General features: G+C 46.7%; 14 protein-coding genes and 1 pseudogene. 11 read left to right on the forward strand and 4 right to left on the reverse strand.

Annotated elements, in window-relative coordinates; all coding sequences use genetic code 11:
- Positions 1–16: 16 nt before the first annotated feature.
- The 4 genes and pseudogenes from HF312_12390 to HF312_12405 all read right to left on the reverse strand — a co-directional run bounded on the left by HF312_12390 (position 17) and on the right by HF312_12405 (position 4,407).
- A complete protein-coding gene (locus HF312_12390) occupies positions 17–1,123 on the reverse strand; it encodes a glucose 1-dehydrogenase (GenBank protein ID MCU7521009.1) in 1,107 nt (368 codons plus the stop codon).
- A gap of 9 nt (positions 1,124–1,132) precedes the next feature.
- The gene (locus tag HF312_12395; protein MCU7521010.1) at positions 1,133–2,959 is read right to left on the reverse strand and encodes a glycoside hydrolase family 15 protein; all 1,827 of its coding nucleotides are present in this window, start codon (positions 2,957–2,959) and stop codon (positions 1,133–1,135) included.
- Positions 2,960–2,987: 28 nt separating this feature from the next.
- Positions 2,988–4,016 (reverse strand): hypothetical protein, encoded by a 1,029-nt coding sequence (locus tag HF312_12400; protein ID MCU7521011.1) that lies wholly within the window; start codon positions 4,014–4,016, stop codon positions 2,988–2,990.
- Between the two features lie 271 nt (positions 4,017–4,287).
- Positions 4,288–4,407: pseudogene (locus HF312_12405) on the reverse strand (endoglucanase).
- Positions 4,408–4,845: 438 nt separating this feature from the next.
- On the opposite strand from HF312_12405, the gene HF312_12410 reads away from it, so the two are divergent.
- The 11 genes from HF312_12410 (at position 4,846) to HF312_12460 (ending at position 21,385) form a co-directional block, all read left to right on the forward strand.
- Positions 4,846–5,868, forward strand: coding sequence for a LacI family transcriptional regulator (locus tag HF312_12410; protein ID MCU7521012.1), 1,023 nt, complete (start codon positions 4,846–4,848; stop codon positions 5,866–5,868).
- 302 nt (positions 5,869–6,170) lie between these two features.
- On the forward strand, positions 6,171–7,493 hold the full coding sequence (locus HF312_12415) for an extracellular solute-binding protein (GenBank protein ID MCU7521013.1): 1,323 nt from the start codon (positions 6,171–6,173) through the stop codon (positions 7,491–7,493).
- Between the two features lie 105 nt (positions 7,494–7,598).
- On the forward strand, positions 7,599–8,528 hold the full coding sequence (locus HF312_12420; GenBank protein MCU7521014.1) for a sugar ABC transporter permease: 930 nt from the start codon (positions 7,599–7,601) through the stop codon (positions 8,526–8,528).
- Between the two features lie 2 nt (positions 8,529–8,530).
- Complete coding sequence (locus tag HF312_12425; GenBank protein ID MCU7521015.1) at positions 8,531–9,376, forward strand: carbohydrate ABC transporter permease; 846 nt, start codon at positions 8,531–8,533, stop codon at positions 9,374–9,376.
- A gap of 12 nt (positions 9,377–9,388) precedes the next feature.
- Positions 9,389–10,735, forward strand: a complete 1,347-nt coding sequence (locus HF312_12430; protein MCU7521016.1) for a GWxTD domain-containing protein — start codon at positions 9,389–9,391, stop codon at positions 10,733–10,735.
- A gap of 35 nt (positions 10,736–10,770) precedes the next feature.
- Positions 10,771–11,730 carry a hypothetical protein gene (locus HF312_12435; protein ID MCU7521017.1) on the forward strand — a complete coding sequence of 320 codons (960 nt, stop codon included), beginning with the start codon at positions 10,771–10,773 and terminating at the stop codon, positions 11,728–11,730.
- A 28-nt stretch (positions 11,731–11,758) separates the two neighbouring features.
- The gene (locus tag HF312_12440) at positions 11,759–13,045 is read left to right on the forward strand and encodes a hypothetical protein (protein MCU7521018.1); all 1,287 of its coding nucleotides are present in this window, start codon (positions 11,759–11,761) and stop codon (positions 13,043–13,045) included.
- Between the two features lie 144 nt (positions 13,046–13,189).
- Positions 13,190–15,151: a T9SS type A sorting domain-containing protein gene (locus HF312_12445; protein ID MCU7521019.1), complete on the forward strand. Its 1,962-nt coding sequence runs from the start codon at positions 13,190–13,192 to the stop codon at positions 15,149–15,151.
- 94 nt (positions 15,152–15,245) lie between these two features.
- Entirely contained in the window at positions 15,246–16,199 is a 954-nt protein-coding gene (locus tag HF312_12450) for a zinc-binding dehydrogenase (protein ID MCU7521020.1), read from the forward strand.
- Positions 16,200–16,252: 53 nt separating this feature from the next.
- A complete protein-coding gene (locus tag HF312_12455; protein MCU7521021.1) occupies positions 16,253–19,126 on the forward strand; it encodes a TonB-dependent receptor in 2,874 nt (957 codons plus the stop codon).
- A gap of 75 nt (positions 19,127–19,201) precedes the next feature.
- Positions 19,202–21,385 carry a hypothetical protein gene (locus HF312_12460; GenBank protein MCU7521022.1) on the forward strand — a complete coding sequence of 728 codons (2,184 nt, stop codon included), beginning with the start codon at positions 19,202–19,204 and terminating at the stop codon, positions 21,383–21,385.
- Positions 21,386–21,456 lie beyond the last annotated feature (71 nt).

Consider the following 21,456-nt stretch of genomic DNA (forward strand, 5'->3'; position numbering starts at 1 on the left):
ACGTCGAACGTTGAACCTAAAACTCCCCCCACACTATCACCGCCTTTATCTCATCAGGGGAATGTTTTTTCATCACGTTCTCAAAGTTTTCATATTTCACCTTGTGGGTTATTAACTGGCTTAGTTCCCCGGGCCACCTGGTGTTGGCACTGACTAAATCGTCTATTGCCATTTGGTAGTGATGTATGCTTGCATTCACGCTTCCTAAGATGACATGATTCATCAGCACCATCTGCCGCATAATCCTGCTTCCAAGAACTGAAACCGGGCGGTCCCCGCCCGGAATTCCTGTAAGCACATAAACGCCGTTAATACCCAGAACGTCCATTAGCTCAAACTCCAGCTTTGCAATTCCCGTTGCCTCTGCAATGATATCCATCGGACGGTAAGTCTCGTCAATTTTTGTGGTCTCAACTTTACGGCCGTCTATATACTTTCCGCCAATTGCCTTTAGAAGAGCGGGCCTGTGAGTGTTTTCATCAACAATGTCAAGCCCGTAGACATTTGCGCCCCTGAGTGTGAGTATAAAAGAGGCCAGGAGCCCTATAGGGCCCAGTCCTGCTACAAGCGCATTCTTCCCCTTGATCCAGTCTGTAACGTCCTTCTCCGGAAGCCTGGAGGCCTGAATAAGAAGCAGTTCATCGATTGCCTTTTCAACTACAGACATAGGCTCGGTAAGAACTCCGATATGCCTGATCTCACCGGGCACCTTAACAATAAATTCCTCATCGTCAACAACAAATTCTGCCTGGTATCCGTCGAGCTCTTTAATTCCCCTTTCTTTATACTTTCCCGTGTAGCACATGTCGCTTCTTCCATGCAGGCAGGGATAACACTCCCGGCACGGCCGGCGCACCATAAAAAGGGCGTAGTCGCCTTGCCTGACGGAACTGACCGAGCTCCCGCATTCAACTACACGCCCAAGCATCTCATGGCCTATTATAAGCCTGCTCTGACCTTCCGGGGCGTCCGCCCTCCCGCCCGAGACTTCTTCACGGTCCGTGCCGCAGATGCCGACGTTTAGGACCTGAAGCCTGACCTCGTGGGGATTTGTGATTTTAGGCTCCGGGACGTCAATTAGTTCCGGATCCCCTTTGCCTGGTGTTATTGCTATTGCTTTCATAGGTAATGCTTAATAATGGTTCGGATTCTGTTTGTTCCTCTGGTCGTTAAGCTGGCTGTTCAGGTTTAGTGCCGCACTAATGAGCCCGAGGTGTGTAAATGCCTGCGGAAAATTCCCAAGGTGCTCCGCCTGAAAGCCCAGCTGTTCGGCATAAAGCCCGAGGTGGTTGGCGTAGCCTATCATCTTTTCAAAATAAAGCCTTGCCTTCTGAAGGTCACCCGCCCTCGAGAGGCATTCGATGTACCAGAATGTGCACATGGAAAACGTCCCTTCCCCGCTTTTAAGCCCGTCCGGGGCGGCTTCTGTATGCCTGTAGCGGAAGACGAGTGAATCTGAAACGAGTTCCTTTTCAATTTCCTTCAGCGTGGAAAGCCACATCGGATCCTTGGAGCTTATAAATCTCATAAGAGGCATGAGCAGTGCCGCGGCGTCAACCGTATCGGCGCCCTTGTACTGCACAAAAGCTTTCAGCTTGTCGCTCCAGAAATCTGTAAAAATGCTGTTGAATATCTTGTCCCTTTCCTCCACCCAGCGCCCGGACAAGGGAAAAGACCTCATGCGGGCCAGTTTTATCGCGCGGTCGAAGGCAACCCAGCACATGAGCCTGGAATAAAGGAAATGCCTCTTGCCTCCCCTGACCTCCCAGATCCCCTCGTCCTTCTTCTGCCAGTTGTCAGAGAGCCAGTTGATCTGACTGACCAGGTCGTTCCAGAAATTGTATGATATCGGCTCGCCGTACTTGTTGAAAAGGTACACTGAATCCATGAGCTCGCCGTAAATATCAAGCTGCACCTGCTTATATGCGTTGTTGCCGATTCTGACGGGGGAGGACTTTTTGTATCCTACCAGGTTATGAAGTATCTTTTCATCCGGCGTGTTTTCACCCGCAATTGTATGCATGAGGCCCAGGTAGCCCGCGTTGCCGATGTCCTGGCACTCCTTTTCAACCCACTTCATAAATGCGCCGGCTTCCTTGGTGTAACCCAGGTTGATCAGTGTGTATATCGTAAATGAGGCATCACGTATCCACGTGTAGCGGTAGTCCCAGTTCCTTTCACCCCCGATTGCCTCCGGCAGGCTGAATGTGGGCGAGGCAACAAGAGAACCGTAGCGGCAGCTCGTCATGAGCTTCAAAACCAGCGTGGAACGGTTGACAATTTCCTGCCATCGCCCCGTATATTTGGATTCGGCAATCCAGTCCTTCCAGTAGTTCATTGTCTCATAAAGGTTTTCTGTAATGAACTGCCCTAAGTCGCCTATCTCTATGGCCCCTTTTCTAACAAACTGCAGTATGAAATCGGCAGTCTCTCCCGTCCTGAGCGTAAATTGGGCATGCCCGTCGCCGTTTTGAATTTTCATCGGGACAGTGCTTAAAAGCCTGAGGACCGTATTATCCTCCCCCTGGCTTCGGAAGACTATGGTGTTCTTGCTTATTTCTGCCTTGTGCTCAGATCGGGCGTAGTTAAACCTCGGGCTGCATTTCATTGTAAACGACAGCTCCCCTCTTACCGCGGTTACTCTCCTTATGAGGATATGCCCCTTGAAGAGCTCTTCTATGGGCATGAAGTCCGTAATCTCACCAACGCCGTCAAAAGACAAAAAACGGGTCAGAAGGACATTGGTATCGGGTATGTAAAGCTGCTTGTTTTTTACGTTGTCCAGCTGGGGATTTATGGAAAAACTTCCTCCTTTTTCGGCATCCAGCATGGCCGCAAATACGCTCGGGGAATCAAAGTCAGGAAAGCACATAAAATCAATTGAGCCGTTAAGTCCAACCAGGGCAACTGTATTTAGGTCTCCAATGATCCCATAGTTTTCAATCGGTTGATAATTCATAATCACATTATCCTTTAACACCTGTTACTCAGTTCTTTTCAGTCTTCCTGTTCCCTTCCAGAAGTTTTACCTTAATCGGGCCCTTAATATGGTAGCTCCTGCTTTTCTTTTTCAACGAGTTTGCAAACGATGGATGCCCTCCCGGCCTGAGCAGCCAGAACAGGGTTTTATAATGGCAAAGTATCCTCTCCATAAGCCAGGCCGGTGCGGCAAATGAAAGCCTGAGAGGAAAGAACCTCCGGCCGCCTCTGAAGCACCCGAGAAATGCAATCGTAACGGCACTTATTATCACTGCCGCACAATAAAATAAAAATGCTCGCGTTCCGAAGAAGAACTGCAGCAGAATACCCATGGGAATTAAAAGCAGAAATATGCATGGCCTGAGGCTGAAGCTGAAATTTTTATACGTCTCCCTGAAGCACTTCATGCACCATTCATTGAACGGCGGAGAGTTCTTTTGAATGAGAAAGTCGAGCGCAAAGCAGACTTTCGCCTGGTGCATGATGAACTGCCTCGTAATGTCTTCTGTCTGATCGAAAGCCTTGTCCTTACGGCTGCAGAACTTGTGGAATGTGGAACTTAAAAATCCAATGGTCTCAGGAGAGTCCCCTCCGGGGAAAATGGTACGGTTGATGAGTATTCCGGCAGATTCAACCTGGCTCCACCAGTTGAGGGGAAAAAGGTAGTTCTGCGGGCGTACAAGCTCAAAATGCTCCAGAAGCTCGCACATACGGAGAACGTCATCCGGCGTATACCTGACTTTTTCCGAGGCGGCTATAATTTTCTGGCCGCCCGCAAGGGCCGCTCCCGTATAAATGCTGTTTACATAAGTGCTCGCAGAGCGATACCTGGAATCTATTTTGACGTGCCTGCAGAGGTTGAACCATGCACCCTCGTGAGCGGCATAGACTTCAAGCGGCGAACCGTCCACAACTATTACATCGCATCCGGCAGAGTTAAGCAGGGCCAGGTAATCGGAAATTTCCTGTATATCAGCTCCCTGGGGAACTGCCCTCTGAATGGTGAAAATATAAGTGCAATGCTTTCTCTGCCCCATATAAAACCCGCCAGAAGCCTTTATAATGTCGTAATATCAATACCCATATAATTATATAATAGTAAATTCAGCTATTTCGGCAAGTCATACAAAATTACAGTGCTCCAAAGCAACAGCCTGTTTTGAAATTTTCCATGGAAGAGGCCGCCTATTTGAATTGTAATTAACTGAAATTATTGAAAATATAGATTAACAAACTTTTAAGGTGCAATATGAAAGCAGAAAACATAAAAGAAAAAGCTTTAAGGCAGTTCCTCCAGGTGCCGGAGCCGCCCGAACCGGGGCCCGAGCCGCAGCCAGAGCCCGAGCCGCCGGCGCCTGAGACTATACCCGATCCCTCTCCATACCCCGAACCCGGCCCTAACCCGGGTCCTGAGCCATCTCCCAATCCTCAGGCATAAATAGCCGGGTAAAACTTGGGCCTAAGGCAGGGAATAAATTTTTTCCGGATATTTCTGAAAAAAGCACTTGACATATTCAAGCTTTCAGATTATTTTGACATCAGGGTTGCACAAACGTTTGTGCAACCCCGGTAATTTACCGGTTTTATGTTTGTTCTTCATACTGTGGCTGAAGAAAGCAGCATTCGTAAATGGACGGAAGTAAAGGCTCTTTTTATATCCTGAAAACGTTAAAAACCTTTGTTTTTGCCGAAAAAAGGCTTTCTTGAGCAATTTCCCCCTCTTTTAATGTTAATTTGAGAAATTTGATTCTGAATAATTGCTGAGGACTTGACTGATCTGAATTTGCACAAACGTTTGTGCAAAACCCGTTTGAAAGTAATTTCTGGAAGATTTTTTCAACATAATTTAATTGAGAGCTGCCTATAATGCTTGTTACATTGAATGACATTGCGCTGAAATCGGGCGTTTCTATTACTACTGTCTCCCGTGTCCTTAATAATAAACACGAGAAATACCGCATCAGTACGGAAACCAAGAAAAATGTGCTCAAAGCAGCCAAGGACCTCAAATACCGCCCAAATGAACTCGCTCGCGGGCTCAGACTTAAAAAAACCCATACCGTAGGACTAGTGGTACCCGACATTTCAAACCCCTTCTTTGCTTACATCACTCACACGATCCAATCCTATATGTACCAGTTGGGCTACAGTCTTATTATATGTGTTACTAATGAAAATATTGAAACCGAAATCAGGCAGATAGACCTCCTGAGAAGCAAGGGCGTCGATGGCTATATCATCATGCCCGTTGGCCAGAAGGCAGATCATCTGCAGGAACTCTTAAGTTATAATAAACCTCTTGTTCTTCTTGACCGCTGCCTTGAAGATATGAACGCTAACGCAGTGGTCGTGGATAACTATGCCGGAGCTTATAAGGCTACTGAACATTTAATTGAGAACGGACACAGGCGTATTGCCATTGTCCAGGGCTTGCTGAATACCTATACAAATAACGCACGCCTGAATGGATACAAGGATGCCCTTAAGGACCATAATATACCCATTCAGGAACGCTACATTGTGGGTAACGACTTCAGGAAGGAAAACGGATACATTGAGACTAAACTGCTCTTAAGTTTAACCGATCCCCCGTCTGCAATATTCACGACGAGCGACCTGATTACTTTAGGAGCAATGCAGGCGATCTTCGAAGAAAAATGCACAATCCCCGACGACATTTCTATAGTTGCCTTCGACGATATCGACTTTGCCCCTTACCTGGTCTCCCCGCTTACGGTTATCAGACAGCCCAAGGAACTCATGGGTGAAGTAGCTGTCAAACTCCTTAACGAGGAGATGAAAGCAAAAGGCAAAAAAGATAAAAAGAGAATCGTGCTGATGCCGGAACTGGTTGTCAGAAAATCAGTGCGTAATATCCTGAGTAATTGACCGCTTTTTCAGATAAATTTTTTTTAACTGATACTCATGGAAATAAGTATTAAGCCGTTCCAGAGTAACACCGTTTCCTAAAATAATAGTTGCTTCCTCCATTGCTTCCGCGCGCACACACACACACACACACACACACTTTGCGCGTGTGGGAGTGAGATGCAGGAACTGTGCATGGAGCAATTTTCAAGTTGCTCCTTAAGCCCGAAAATCTTTCGATAAAGTAAGTTATCGATTTTAGATATATCTCTGTAAAGTTTTATTAGTCCGGTACAGTAAATCAAAACAGAAGGGGTTAGGCATTGAAAGCAGTATTAAAAAAGATTGTTCTCTTAACAATCGCATCATTATTATTCTTCAGCTGCGGAAATAAACAGCAGCAATCCTCAGGCAAGACTGTCGTGGTTTTCTGGCACAGCTTTGTCTCCTCCACCGTCCCCGCCCTGAACGAACTGATTGCACGCTTCGAAAAAGAACATCCCAATATTGAAATAAAAGCCCAGTATGTGCCAACGGGCGACGCTCTCATCCAGAAGCTCGTTACAGCCATACAGAGCAAAAGCGCTCCCGATATCTCCTGGATACATTCCGACTTTATGGAGGACCTCGTAAAGGCCGATGCAATCTATAAGATCCGGGACTTCAGCGAGGGCAAAAACGGCATCTCAAAAGAGGATATGGCCGACATATATCCTTCTTTACTGCAGTATGCATCCTGGCGCGGTACACTCTACAGCATGCCCATGGAAGCCACCAACCTGGCGCTCCTTTATAACAAGGATATGTTCCAAAAGGCCGGCTTGGATCCGAACCACCCTCCCAGGGACTGGAATGAGCTCCACGAATACGCAAAGAAACTTACACTTGATATAAATGGCGACGGTAAAAACGACCAGACCGGCATGTTCCTGCCTGTTTATCCTGCCGCGGGACCCTTAAGCGCCTGGATGGTTTGGCAGTGGCTTCCTTACCTATGGCAGGCAGGCGGAGACGTTATTACAAACGATCAGTCAAAAGTTCTTTATAATGACCCCGCGGGAGTGCAGGCACTTAAACTCTGGCAGGACATGTACAATGAACTCCACCTCAGCACTTTTACATCAGACTACGACGTTGCCTTTGCCTCAAGACACCTGGCCATGGCAATGGACGGCCCCTGGAACCTTCCCCGTTATAACGATATTCTTAAAAACCTTAACTGGGCTTTTGCACCGCTTCCTGCGGGTCCCAACAAGCAGGCAACAATTGTAGGCGGCGAATACCTCGCAATCTTCAAACAGAGCCAGCATCCCGATGCAGCCTGGGAATTTGTCAAGTGGATGACTAAGCCTGAGGTGCAGGCCTTCTGGGCCATGAAGTCAGGTTACCTCCCGATCAGGCACGCGGTAAAGAACGTACCTGAATTCCAGGAATACCTGAATAAAAATCCAAACTTTAAGGTTTTCGTAGACCAGATGGAAGTCGGCGTGGCCCAGAAATCTATAGATTACGGCGGCCTCCAGATCACGCGCCACATCGCAGAGGCAATTGAAAAATCCACCGTCGGGAAAATGGACGTCAAAAAGGCTCTCGATGAGTCGGCGGATAAATCAAACAGGCTCTTAAGCTCGTATTCGAAAAAGTAAGAGCCGGAAAAAATAAGAGCAGAAACAGGATAGAGCAGAAAGAGAATAAGCAGTATGAATGAAACAGAAACCCTATTAAAAAAAGAGCCTTCGCCTGAGGCCGGTATGCCGGGTAAAAACAACAAGGCCGGAGATAAATTAAAAAAGAAGGGAAGAACGCCGTACAAAAAAGGTGACGGAATGAGTGCCCTGCTGTTTTTATCCCCCACACTCGTTGTATTTTCAACCTTTATACTGTTCCCTGTCATCTTCTCCTTTTACCTCAGCTTCCAGAAGTGGAACATGTTCTCAAGCGAAACAACTTTCGTTGGGCTCGATAACTATATACGCATGTTTCAGAGCGAGGAATTCTGGCAGGTGCTTAAAAATACGGCAATATACACCTTTGGTACAATTCCCCTCAATATGGGCTTTTCACTCATGGTAGCCTATGCTTTGAATAAGAAGGTTATAGGAAAGAAGTTTCTCCGCACCGCCTTCTTTGCTCCTGTAATTATATCCCCCGTTGCCGCCGCCGTTATATGGAGATGGCTCTATGACCCGAACTTCGGCCTCATCAACTGGTTTATCGGCCTTTTCGGCATAAGCCCAATTAACTGGCTTAACGACCCTACGGCTGCAATGTTCGCTCTTATTATTATGGGTGTATGGAAGACTTTCGGCTACAATATGGTGCTTTTCTCGGCAGGGCTTCAGGGTATACCTGAAACCTATTATGAGGCTGCCCTAATTGACGGCGCGGGCAAATGGACAAGATTCTGGAAAATTACAATTCCTCTTCTGAGCCCCACAACATTTTTTATCATGGTAATGTCCATGATAGGAAGTTTCCAGGTCTTCGACATTGTTTACGTACTTACTTCAGGCGGCCCCCTGGGCTCCACAAAAGTGCTCGTATTCTATGTTTATGAGCATGCATTTAAATTCTTTGAAATGGGCTACGCCTCGGCAGTTTCGTACGTGCTCTTTGCAATTCTGTTCATTTTTACGATGCTTCAAATGAAATACATGAAATCTAAAGTTTTAGGGAATTAACCATGCCGGGCAAAGGATTAAAAAGAACCGTTAAAATTTCAAAAGGAATTGTATTCCATCTGGTAATTTACGCTCTGGCCCTGGTCACGCTGGCGCCTTTTATCTGGATGGTATTAACATCGCTTAAGGATATGAATGAAATTTATGTCTATCCTCCAAAGTGGCTTCCCGAGAAGTTCCGTTTTGAAAACTATAAGAATGCCTTTGAGGCGGCCCCGTTCGGGCGCTATTACATAAACAGCATAATTGTCTCGCTGTCTGTAACTTTCGGCCAGCTCATTACCTGCTCGATGGCTGCATTTGCATTTGCAAGGCTCCGCTTCAGGGGAAGCAACATTTTGTTCTACATCTTCCTGGGCACCATGATGATACCTTACAACGTCACCATGATACCAAGCTTCATGATGCTCTACTGGCTCGGATGGATCGATTCCTTTAAGGCTTTAATTGTCCCCGGCCTGGCAAGCGCATTCGGAACGTTCCTCTTAAGGCAGTTTTTTATGACAATTCCAAAGGAGCTTGAAGAGGCGGCCTACATAGACGGAGCCAGCCGTTTCAGCGTGCTTTGGAGAATAATTATTCCTCTTTCAAAGCCCGCACTTGCAACTCTTGCAATATTTACATTCATGGGCGCATTCAACGACTTTATCTGGTCACTCATCGTCCTCAACTCCGACGAAATGCGCACAGTACAGCTGGGGCTGGCCATTTTCCGCGACAGATATCTCACGCAGTGGGATCTTTTAATGGCGGGGTCTGTAACGGCAGTGCTTCCAATACTGCTGGTGTTCTTCTTTGCGCAGAAATACTTCATACAGGGCATTACCTTATCAGGACTTAAAGAGTAGAGGGTTATTAAAGTGAAAAAGGCTTTAGCTTTTATTTGTCTTTTCATCCCGTCTCTGGCCTTAACGGCGCAGACAGCGGACATTCCTGCTGTAAGCCGGGGAAACCTGCAGTTTTACGTGGATCATGCGGGCTTTCGGGGAAAGGAAGGAAAAACCTACGAGGAGTTTTACCTCATGGTGCAGGCCGACCAGCTGACATATAAAAAAGAGGCGGATAAGCAGCTCGGCACCTTTAAGACAACTTTTAAGCTTTCAGACGGGAGCAGTAACATAGTCTCAGAACGCCAGTGGATGACTGACGTTGTACAGAAAAAAGATTCAGCCAACCTGAAAATTATGGCGGCATACGACCAGTGGCAGGTGCCTCAGCTTCAGCCCGGGGACTACAATGCTGAAGTGACGGTTGAAGATGCAAACGGCTCAAACAGCGCTCATATCTCTTTTCCCTTTAATGTCCCTTCAATATCAGTTGATAAATTCACTGCAAGCCAGATTGAGTTTGTCTCGGCAATCGAAGAAACACCGCTAAATAAAACGTTCCTAAAGAACAACAGGTCAATTGTCCCTAGTCCTTCAAGACGCTACGGAATACTAAGCCCTATTCTTTATACCTACTATGAGCTTTATAATATCCCATCTGAGGCCGGAAGAATTCTTTGGATCAGTTATTCAATCCGAAATAGCGAAAAAACGGTCAAGACTTTCCCTCTCATGGGAATTAAAAGAGGAGGAAACTCTGCCGTAATTACACACGGCATTACTGTCTCCGGCGTCCCGAGCGGCGTCTACGACCTGCAGGTTCAGGTTAAGGATTCCCTGACAGGCAGTGAAATAACATTTTCCAGGAAGTTCGAGGTCATTCAGGCTGATTATGCCCGGCAGCAGCGCCCTTCACTTTCCGAAGATGAAGCCGAACTCTTCGGCCGCATACTTCAGTATGTCGCTACACCATCCCAGTATAACATTTATAAAGGACTGGACCTCAGGGGTAAGGCGCAGTTTATTATCCAATACTGGCACCAGCAGGACCCGACACCCGAAACAAAGGCAAACGAAATTCTTAAAAGCATACAGCAGAGATATAACTACGCAAACAACAGTTTTACCTGGGGAAAGCAGGAAGGCTGGAAGAGCGACAGGGGCAGGGTACTCATAAAATACGGATCCCCGGACGAAATAGAACACCATAATTTTGAAACGAATACTCTTCCCTACGAGATCTGGATCTATAATCAGAAAAAAACTTACGTCTTTGTTTTTGCAGATTTGCGCTCCAACGGCAACTATACTCTTATCCATTCCGACATGGAAGGAGAAGTGCATAACCAGCTCTGGATGGAGCAGATTAGAAAACTGTAATTAGTGCTTAGTCCTAAATGAGGGTAAAACTCAACATGAAAAAGAAAATATTATATGGATTACTTTTATCGGCGGTCCTGGTTTCCGCAGAACTGTTCACCGGGTGCAAGGAAAAGGATAATACACTTGCGCCATATACTGAAACAACAAAACTCTCCCAGGTGACGGTCGAACAGGGGTCGTTTAAGCCCGAACTTACCTGGGTGGGCGGCTATGCAACGGTAATCGGCATAAACCGCGGCGACAAGGCAGCTCTTGATACCTCCCTGGTATGGCTCGTTTATATGCCGGGTAACGCAATTCACTACCCCCTCAGGTTCGGCACACTCCCTTCAGGTGCACAGGACCTGACACAGCAGTACGGCGGAAAACAGCTGGACAGCCTGCAGGAAGATACTAAATATACGTACTGGGTTGTAAAAGAAGATGTCTGGAACCAGCTCTCCCAGTCTAAAGGGAAAGTGCTCCAGGTGGACCCTTCCTTGGCCGCAGCAACAGTTAAAACAGCAGCCGATTCCATTAAAGTGTCCCCTTTCAGCCTGACCATGAAAACTCAAAATATTGACGTGTTTATAAATATCAGCGACGTTACTGTCTTTGGCCAGCTGGCCGACTTAACAGTTATACAGCCGAAGACAAGCAATAACCCGACCTTTGCATGGACTATTACACAGTCGGACGTTAAAGATCCCCTCGTCTCGGCCATGGGAATAACCGAGGGAAACCAGTACAACGAAAGCAAAATTGTCTGGGAGGTATGGTCTGAAGAACCCGGTGCAAACGGGAAATCGGTTTATGGAAAGAAAAACCTCATTGGCTCCCCTATTGTAGCAGGGCAGCAGTTCGCCGGAACAAAAGTTTTTAACCAGTACCCCTCTGAAGGCTTGAAGAGAAACACTGACTATTATTTCTGGATAGCCAATAAGGACTGGGATGGCAGCGGAAGATTTTTGTTTACGGCAAACTACGCATATGTAGTATTCCATACCTGGTAACATTCGAATTTTTAACCGGAGAAGGCGCATGAAACTGAATCGAATTTTTATACTCATAACGGCAGTAACCCTGCTCAACGGACCTCTAAGCGCAGGCGGAACTAATTATTACTCACTTTACGGCGCACGTACACTTGCACTTAACGGGCTCTATATTGCCGGCGTAGACGGCCTGAACTCTACATTCTCCAACCCTGCTTCATTGAGCTATCTTACAGGAAGCAGCCTCAGGCTTACGGTCGCAGACCTGCTCGAACAGCAGGAGTTTAACAGCACAAGAAACGGCCTGTTTAATTCTTACAGGAATGACAACTTTAACTTAGGAGGCGGCCTTTACTGGAACTTTGCACCCGGAATGACTGCTGCAGTGGCATACCAGCCGTTTGTTAATTATGAGGTCGACTGGCCTTATACTGTTTTCAGCACACGCGATTCAAACGCTGTTATTCTGGCCTTCGATATGACAAACCGCCTGAACGTCAGCGCCATTTCCCCCTCCTTCGGCATCAGCTTTGGAACCATTTCTCTGGGACTTAGTGCAAACATATATCACGTAACCCAGTTTTTGGCTTTCCCTCTCCAGAATAACAGGCCTCAGGGACTTGCAGGCTATCAGGTTGAATACGATGAGAATGCCTGGGCCTATGGCTTTACACTCGGCGCTATGGCAGACCTGTCTGAAAACCTGCGGCTGGGCTTAATGGTAAGAAGCGCTTTTAAGGCGGACCTCAAAGGCGACGCAAAGAGCAGCATGTTCGCCGCACTCGACTCTACAGAAACCAATGTAAATGTTGCCTCAAAATTCGAAATGCCATGGGTAATGGGCCTCGGTGCCGTATATAAACTGAGCCAGAGCGTTGCCGTGAATATAGACATGTCATACAGCCTCTGGGGAAATACACAAAAGACAACAAATTTTACTACCGAAAACCGGCTGTGGCAGAACGGGCTTAACCAGACCGATTCACTCCTGGGTATAAGCCCTGCAAGTATTCCTATGAATTTAAGAAACAGCTTCAGCGCAGGCCTCGGATTTGAAATTACAGGTTCTGAAGAGATGAGCTACCGCTTTGGCTACAGGTTCAGCCAGAGCCAGAATACAGCTGAATCTTACACTATGCTAACTCCCGGCGTAAGTCAGCACTGGTTCTCATTTGGCATAGAGTACAGGGATGAAAATTATACCGTGGATGCGGGAATTGCTTATTCTGCCGGGGTAAGCAGGCAAGTAAATAACGGCGCGCTTTCACCAACTTCCGGCAAATACAGCTCTAACAATATTGTGCCGGCAGTAAGCATCAATTATGCTTTCTAATTGCAGATAAATTAAGAGTGTTGCTAAAGTAGACGATAACCCTAATTTCTAATGATTCTTTCTCCGGGTAACTAATATTAAAATGGTTAACAGCATTAGTGAGTTGTTCTTAACCGTTAAACAAAACAAAATCAGGAGGTAATTATGAGAAAGGTAAGTGTACTGGTTCTTGCACTTTTACTTTTAACATCTCTGTCGATTGTTTCCGCACAGGATTATGTACGGAAAAAAGTGGATGTACCAAGGGCAACAGGTACAATTAAAATTGACGGAAAGATGGATGATGCAGACTGGGCAAACGCTGCTCATGCAGATATGATAACCAATAAGGGTTATGAAATTTGGACAAATAAGTATTACCGCGAAGGACTCAAAGCACCGGACTATGATGCAATGTATGGCCGCATGCTCTGGTCAGAGGATACTCTTTACGTTTTCATGCACATCGATGAATTCGTAAATGACTCTACAAACCTCTTCTGGAAAGGCAAATGGACAGGAGATCAGCTCTTCATAAGCCTTTCAGACAGGCTCGGAATCGACATGAAGGGATGGTATGATGGAAACATCTATGCCGCTCCCGACGGGCCTTATCATCTCTGGATCTTTGGTGATAAGGTTACATTAAATGGTGGTGATACGACCAAGGTGCCTGAAGAGTACAGAGCAAGGCCGCAGGATTCCCTTATTATAAATCCTGATGCTTCAAAATTTGTACGCTGGGCTACATTCATTGATACCACCAAGGGTGTCTGGGACATTGAATTGGCAATCTATAATCCTGGCGTTTCTGAACAGGGTCAGATAGGCTTTAACATAGGCGGCAGCACAGGCTCACGCCAGAGTGATGCGGAATTCCACGATGCCTATGCATATTATACATGGCAGCCCAATAAGCCGAACGATCCCTATACAGATCCAACCACAGACTCAAAGGATCCCGGATATTATAACCTTGCAAGCTCAAAAGACTGGGCACTGCTGAACTTCCTGCCCGGCACAAAGGACAGTGTTACACGCAAGACCGTAACTGTTCCCAAGGCAACAGGCTTAATTAAGATCGACGGTAAAATGGACGAGGTAGACTGGACAAATGCTGCTCATGCAGATATGATAACCAATAAGGGTTATGAAATTTGGACAAATAAGTATTACCGCGAAGGACTCAAAGCACCGGACTATGATGCAATGTATGGCCGCATGCTCTGGTCAGAGGATACTCTTTACGTTTTCATGCACATCGATGAATTCGTAAATGACTCTACAAACCTCTTCTGGAAAGGCAAATGGACAGGAGATCAGCTCTTCATAAGCCTTTCAGACAGGCTCGGAATCGACATGAAGGGATGGTATGATGGAAACATCTATGCCGCTCCCGACGGCCCTTACCACTTCCTTGTCTTAGGAGACAAAGTAACACTGAATAATGGCGATACTACTAACATTCCTGAAGAATACCAGAAGTTCCCGGGTGATACTGTTATAATTCATCCCGATGCTTCAAAGTATGCCCGCTGGGCTACATTCATTGATACCACCAAGGGTGTCTGGGATGTTGAAATGGCTATCTATAATCCGGGTGTTGCATATCAGGGTATACTCGGCTTTAACATAGGCGGCAGCACAGGTTCACGCCAGAGTGATGCGGAATTCCACGATGCCTATGCATATTATACATGGCAGCCCAACAAACCAAATGATCCTTATACAGATCCAACAACAGACTCAAAGGATCCTGGCTTCTATAACCTCGCAAACTCGAAGCACTGGGCAGTACTCCAATTCGGACCGTCAGGCGTCTCAGGGGTTGAAACAGACAATTCATTCAAGGGTGTTCCTTCAAAGTATGCTCTGGAACAGAACTTCCCGAATCCTTTCAACCCGTCAACTTCAATCCGTTTTGACGTTCCGCAGGAAGGCTTTGTTACACTTAAGGTTTACAACATTGTAGGCCAGGTTGTAGCTACTCTGGTGAACAACCAGTCGCTTTCAGCCGGACGCCACATCGTAAGCTTTGACGCCGGCAGGCTCTCAAGCGGTGTTTACTTCTACACTATGGAAGCAAGCGGCGTGGTTATAACAAAGAAAATGATGCTCTTGAAGTAATTTGTTCCATACGGGAAGCCTGGCCTGAAATATGGCCGGGCTTCCGGTAATAAATGGTAAGATTAAATTTCGAATAAATTTTCCGGAGAACAATATGCGCTCTGCACTATTATATGGCCCACACGATTTTAGAATTGAAAACTGCCCTACTCCCCATATGGGTGATGATGAATGCCTCATCAGGGTAAAAGCCTGCGGAGTCTGCCACTCGGAGCTCCACCAGTGGGAAGTGAAAATTAAAGATTTGGAATACCCCCGCCACATCGGACACGAAGTGGCAGGTGAAATTATTAAAGTAGGAAAAAATGTGAAGGATTTTAAGCCGGGCGACAGGGTGGCCATATGGGCAGATGGCAAAGGCTATGCAGAAGAACTCGTGGCAACGCCCGACAGGCTCTGTATCATATCTCCTGAAATTCCCTATGAACTTGCTCTTTCTGAACCTATTGCCTGTACCACAAACGGGGTGACAAAGGCCAATATCCAGTTAGATGATACGGTTGCTCTCGTTGGAACAGGTTTTATGGGACTCATACTGCTGCAGGAAATTAAACTAAGAGGGGTGAAAAAGTTAATTGCAATAGACGTTCGCGATGAAATGCTGGCGCTTGCTGAAAAACTCGGCGCTGATGTGGTGATAAATCCAAAGAAAGAAGACCCCGTAAAGAAAATTAAAGAACTTACAAACGATAAGGGAGTGGATATTTGCTTTGAAGTTGGCGGCGTACAGTCAACTTTTGAACTAGCCCCTGAACTCGTTAGAATGGAAGGAAAACTCGTAATCTTCGGCTACCATCCCGGCCCCCGTCAAATAAAGGACCTCGGATACTGGAACTGGATGGCTTTTGACATTATAAATGCTCATTTCAGGGATTTGAATACAATTCTCAAAGGCGCGCGCGTGGGTATGGAACTCTTAAACGAGGGTAAAATCAACATGTCACCTCTGATTACTCATAGATATAAACTTGACGAAATTGAATCGGCTTTTACTGCTGCCAGGGAAAAACCCTCCGGCTTCGTTAAATCTGTAATTGTAATGGATTAGTTAAAGAGTGAAAAGAAAAACAATTTGCACTGCAAATTCATGAGGATAGTGTCATGGCTCTAAAAAAAATAACCCGAAAATATCTTCCGGCAGCTATACTTTCTGCCGTAATCGTCGTTCTCTTTTCAATGGAATCCTTTGCCCAGACAGGGGGAAAAATTACAGGAAAGGTAAGGGATGCCGGCACAAGAGAACCTTTGCCCGGAGTAACAATCCGTGTTGAAGGCACCGGGCAGGGTGCCGTAACTGACGTCGAAGGCGATTACTATATCCTGAACGTGCGCCCCGGAACCTACAGCGTCCAGGCCTCCATGGTGGGATATAAAAACATCCTCAAAACAGGCGTCAGCGTCAGCGCAAACCATACAACTAACCTGGATTATGAACTGGATGCAACAGTCGTACAGGTGGGGCAGGATGTGGTCGTGGTTGCCGAGAGGCCACTGGTCGAGAAGGACCAGACTTCAACAAGGCACTACGTCGAGGCTACGGACATTGCCGCCCGGCCGACCACACAGCTGACTGAAATTCTTACCACACTGCCTGGTATCGATATGAGTAACGGGCAGGTAGTGGTCAGAAGAGGCTCACTTGACCAGGTCTCATTCCTTATTGACGGTATAAGAGCCCGCAACCCTCTGGACTTTCAGCCTTATACAAATATTAATATAACTGCCATACAGGAGCTGGAAGTCATCACGGGCGGCTTCAATGCCGAGTACGGCGAGGCTCAGTCGGGTGTGTTTAACATTATTACAAAAGAAGGCGGAAACTCAATTACAGGAACAAGTGAATTCCGCTGGACTCCTGCAGGCCTTCATCACTGGGGAACTGCTTTCTACGACTACTCAACTAATCGCTACTGGGAAAATACTCACGCAAGACACCTCCAGTGGTGGATAGATAACCCTAACCAGTGGGTCGATCCTAACGGCATTCCGGGCAACGATCCTAAAAGCATCTGGACACCGGAACAGGCCTACCAGGACTATATGAACACTCATCAGCCCCTGACCGATTATACCAACCGCGACTCATATCAGGAGGAACTCTCCATTGGTGGACCCGTTCCTTTGATCCGTGACATGTTCTTTTTTATCTCCGGCAAGTACCGCACCGCTCCGCCTGTTACAGGCAACAGCATCAGAAACAAGGGTACATGGTTTGACGGAACGGCAAAGCTGACCTTAAAGACCAGCGATGCGGTTAAATTTATGTTCTCGGGCTTCTACGGCATTCAGAATACAAACCAGGGAATGGAATATATGGATGCAGACTGGATAACTGGTTACGGCCTGGATAACAAATATGCTTATTACGACTACCCCGGATACCCTGAGCACAGAACCGACGGCCAGATACTTCAGATGACTCACGTCCTGGGCGTTAGCACTTTCTACCAGGTTCAGCTGAGCAGAAACCATACATACCGGAGCCAGGGCGTGTTCCCAAACGATCCTAACGGCTGGGATCTTGGCGTACCTCTTTATGACCGCCTGAGGGCGGTGGACCAGTATGGAAATCCTATACCCGGCGGATACAATAACCTGATCGGCCTCCATACAACCGGCTATTACTACAGGGGCCACGATGATAATACCGACCTTTCACTTTCAGGCAACATGACAAGCCAGCTCAATAAATACTGGCAGATGAAAGGCGGGGCTGACCTTACATACTATACCTTGAAACGCTTCCAGGAAACAAAAGCCTTTAAGGCTATTGAAGACAATACATATCATCCATATGAAGGCAATCTTTACTTCCAGAATAAACTTGAATTCGGCGGCCTTATAATGAACCTCGGCTTACGCTACGATTTCTATAACGTAAACGATAAGGTCTACACAAATCCTTTTGACCCGCTGGATATTACTACGGCTGCCCTTGAAAACAGGGCCCCGCATCCGCAGACAGAACCAACAAAACTCTATGGGCAGCTTTCCCCCAGAATCGGTATCTCTCACCCGATCTCTGAGAAAACTGTGCTCCATTTCTCTTACGGCCACTTCTTCCAGAGAGCCAGCTTTGGTGACTATGGCGAAGGTACTGCTGTCTCCGGTATCCTCAATACTTATTTGATCCGTCTCGATTCGGCTACTGTAATTCCTTACAACCTCGGCAACAGGGACTTAAAACCGAGGAAAACTGTTGCCTACGAGCTCGGTATTGAACATAACTTCGAAGGCCTGGTTGCAGATTTGACGGCATTCTATAAAGATATTACAAAAACTATCAGAACAGTTACGGTTTATACTCTTAGCGGCGCACGATACCTGACTTCAGGTAACGGCGACTATGGCGACGCAAAGGGTATCGAAATTTCAATCACAAAACCGATGACAGGATTCTGGGGCGGATACCTGAACTACTCCTGGAGTACAGGTATTTACGGACGCTCGGGCGACCCTACGGTAATAGTTCCCCCGGGATCAAACATTCAGGTAAGCCAGAACTATGACATTGGCGACGCTATTGCATATGACCCTTCACGCCTTAAGTTCGGCCTTACTTTCGTCGTTCCGCGGGATTTTACATGGATGAGCAGCTTACTTGCTAATCTGCAGCTTTCGCTGGATTATCAGGTCTACTATCCTAACCCGAATATTCCTGAAGACGTTTTCCCCGAGGCTGGAAAGAACTTCATGCGTACTTCCAACAGAAATGCTGATATCAGAATTAGAAAGGAATTTGACTTTAAGATAATCCGCCCCGCTTTCTTTGTTGAAATCCATAATGCTTTCAACGATAAGTGGGTTAACTTCAGCGTAGTTAAAACCGCTTCACCGGAGGATAGGGTGAAATTCGTTAACTCTGGCTTTACACAGTTCCCGGAAAAAAATGTCAACGGCGCACCTTTCCCCGACGTGCTTGAGTACACTAATCTTCCGCGCCAGGTTGTCTTTGGTTTTGCACTCAGCCTTTAGGACTGATTTGTTAAGAAGTGATATTCCAAAATTTAGAAAGCTATAAAATAAACTATATAACGCAAGGTCGTTAAAATGAAAAAGATTTTATTAAGCCTTATATTTACCTGCTTCCTTTTGACCGGCAGCATTCTCCCCCAGCAGAATTCTGCTACTCATACAAGAGGAAAGCTCTGGGAAACATTATACAACTGGGGCTTTATTGGTGACCCGGGTGCCTGGGACTATACTGAAACTACCGGTGTAGGCTTCTATCCTGGTTTCCCCGGCTTTACTTATCCCAACAACGAGGAACTGGCTAATGGCTTTATAACGGATGCCAACTTCCATAACTTCCGCAGCGGCCCCTGGATTATTGCAAAAGGCGGCAAGGCTCCTACTCCTCCTAACTTCGACCCTGAACAGAAGGATTTCTTAATATATCATGCTTCTTTGGCTACAGGTGAAAATGGAGTGCTTTCCTCTAACCCCCCGTTCGTAACTGTAAGAAATTTTGCCGGAAGCAAGGACTATAATCCCCAGCTCCCTGAGGAAATGAATACGAACACATTTAATACCTCAACAGGCATTACAGTCACACAGCGCTCAATGTCATGGAGCTTTAACGGGTACCACGACTTTATTATCTACGATTATACATTTAAGAATACTGGAAACATCGTCGTTCAGTCTGTAAACAAGGTCTTCCACCTCGACCAGACACTCAACGAGGTATGGTTCGTATTCCATAGCGGAATACAGGTTTCAACAAAAGGAATGCTGAATTTTCATTATAACAGCAACTTTCTTAATTCCGCTGCCCCTGCAGGCGGCTTCGGCTGGCATCCTTCGGGCGGCTACTTTAATTACTATAATGTTGAAAATGACGCCCCGGGCGACGGAAAAGGCCTCTTTTACTTTAGCAGGCATTATAATGGCGGAAGAGCACCAGTTCCATGGGATAACTTCGGCATTAAATCTAACTGGCAAACGCTTCTGCGCGTAAAACCGGAATGGCAGCCTGAACTGCAGGACCCCTCGGCTTTCGGATTTGAATTCCTTTACCGCACCCCCCCTCAGGGAGCGCCAAATACAGATCCTTTTGACGCAGACCCGACGCACTTTAATATCTATAGCGATGAAGGTGATAAGTTCCAGGGCAGAACAGTGGACTTTGAAACCTTCGGCCTCAGCACCTTTTCGGCCAAGCAGCTCTACGATTTTGCAACTTCTGATAAAAGACCGGCAAACAACGGAAATCTTTACTGCTGGTATACCAGCTCTTTCGGCCCCTATACACTGGCTCCGGGAGACTCAGTCAGAATCGTTTTAGCTGAAGTTGCAGGCGTTATGGATATGCACCAGGTGCAGATGGGCGACCCGAACCACTGGTTCCCCGATAGTACAATTGCTGCCATAAGGCGCCATGCCGCAACAGCAAGAAACGCCGTCAAGTGGGGCATAAACGGCAATGCGAATGGCATTAATATGGCAGCCGATGTTCCGGATGCTCCCCCGGCACCCGACTGCAGGGCTACAAACGCTTCCAAAGGCTCTGATTCGGCTATAGTCGCAGTACAATGGGATAAGCTGGCTGAAGAAACAAAGTATACAGACGGATCGGGCGGAATTTTCTTCGACGGATCCACAGACGTCAGCGGCTACAGAATCTACCGAGGCAACGATAAAAGAGGCATTTGGGACCTGGTTGCCGATATCCCAAGAAATGAATTCCAGAATTACTGGAGAGCTGACCTGAACAAATATGAATACCTCGATAGAAAACTGCAGTTCGGCTTTGAATTTTACTACTACGTGCAGGCTTATAACTCAACACCCAAACCATGGACATCTGTAAACGGAACCAAGGTGTCAGGGCTACAGGAGCTTTCCAGCGATGACGTTAACCGTACACCGCTAGTCTCGGCAAAACCGGGACCGCTTGATATAACAAAGGGCTGGGATGTCTTTGCAGCACCTAACCCCTACATCGAGGGCGATCCTAATCATAGCTTCGGCGAACCGACACCAAGGAAAATTGAATTCAGAAATCTGCCCGAAAAGGCAACAATTAAAATCTATACACTTTCAGGAGACCTTATTAAAACTCTCCAGCACGGGCCTGACGTAAACGGAAACCTATACGGCAGCATCTCCTGGGACCAGCGCTCAGAGTCGGGACTCCTCGTTGCTCCCGGACTTTATATCTATGTCGTTCAGTCTCAGACAGAGGGTACCATGGGAAGCAAGTTTACGGGTAAACTGATGATCATTAGATAAATGGCGTCTCTGAAGAAAAATTAAAGCCCGGCTCTTTTTATGCCGGGCCTCGAAGTAAGCAACTGGAGGAA

The organism is Ignavibacteria bacterium, from assembly GCA_025612375.1.
In the GTDB taxonomy this organism is placed as follows: domain Bacteria; phylum Bacteroidota; class Ignavibacteria; order Ignavibacteriales; family SURF-24; genus JAAXKN01.

Bases quoted from the DNA above. Each gene is read 5' to 3' on its own strand.
- HF312_12390 (MCU7521009.1), bottom strand. From the start codon at position 1,123: ATGAAAGCAATAGCAATAACACCAGGCAAAGGGGATCCGGAACTAATT.
- HF312_12395 (MCU7521010.1), bottom strand. From the start codon at position 2,959: ATGAATTATCAACCGATTGAAAACTATGGGATCATTGGAGACCTAAAT.
- HF312_12400 (MCU7521011.1), bottom strand. From the start codon at position 4,016: ATGGGGCAGAGAAAGCATTGCACTTATATTTTCACCATTCAGAGGGCA.
- HF312_12410 (MCU7521012.1), top strand. From the start codon at position 4,846: ATGCTTGTTACATTGAATGACATTGCGCTGAAATCGGGCGTTTCTATT.
- HF312_12420 (MCU7521014.1), top strand. From the start codon at position 7,599: ATGCCGGGTAAAAACAACAAGGCCGGAGATAAATTAAAAAAGAAGGGA.
- HF312_12425 (MCU7521015.1), top strand. From the start codon at position 8,531: ATGCCGGGCAAAGGATTAAAAAGAACCGTTAAAATTTCAAAAGGAATT.
- HF312_12435 (MCU7521017.1), top strand. From the start codon at position 10,771: ATGAAAAAGAAAATATTATATGGATTACTTTTATCGGCGGTCCTGGTT.
- HF312_12440 (MCU7521018.1), top strand. From the start codon at position 11,759: ATGAAACTGAATCGAATTTTTATACTCATAACGGCAGTAACCCTGCTC.
- HF312_12445 (MCU7521019.1), top strand. From the start codon at position 13,190: ATGAGAAAGGTAAGTGTACTGGTTCTTGCACTTTTACTTTTAACATCT.
- HF312_12450 (MCU7521020.1), top strand. From the start codon at position 15,246: ATGCGCTCTGCACTATTATATGGCCCACACGATTTTAGAATTGAAAAC.
- HF312_12455 (MCU7521021.1), top strand. From the start codon at position 16,253: ATGGCTCTAAAAAAAATAACCCGAAAATATCTTCCGGCAGCTATACTT.
- HF312_12460 (MCU7521022.1), top strand. From the start codon at position 19,202: ATGAAAAAGATTTTATTAAGCCTTATATTTACCTGCTTCCTTTTGACC.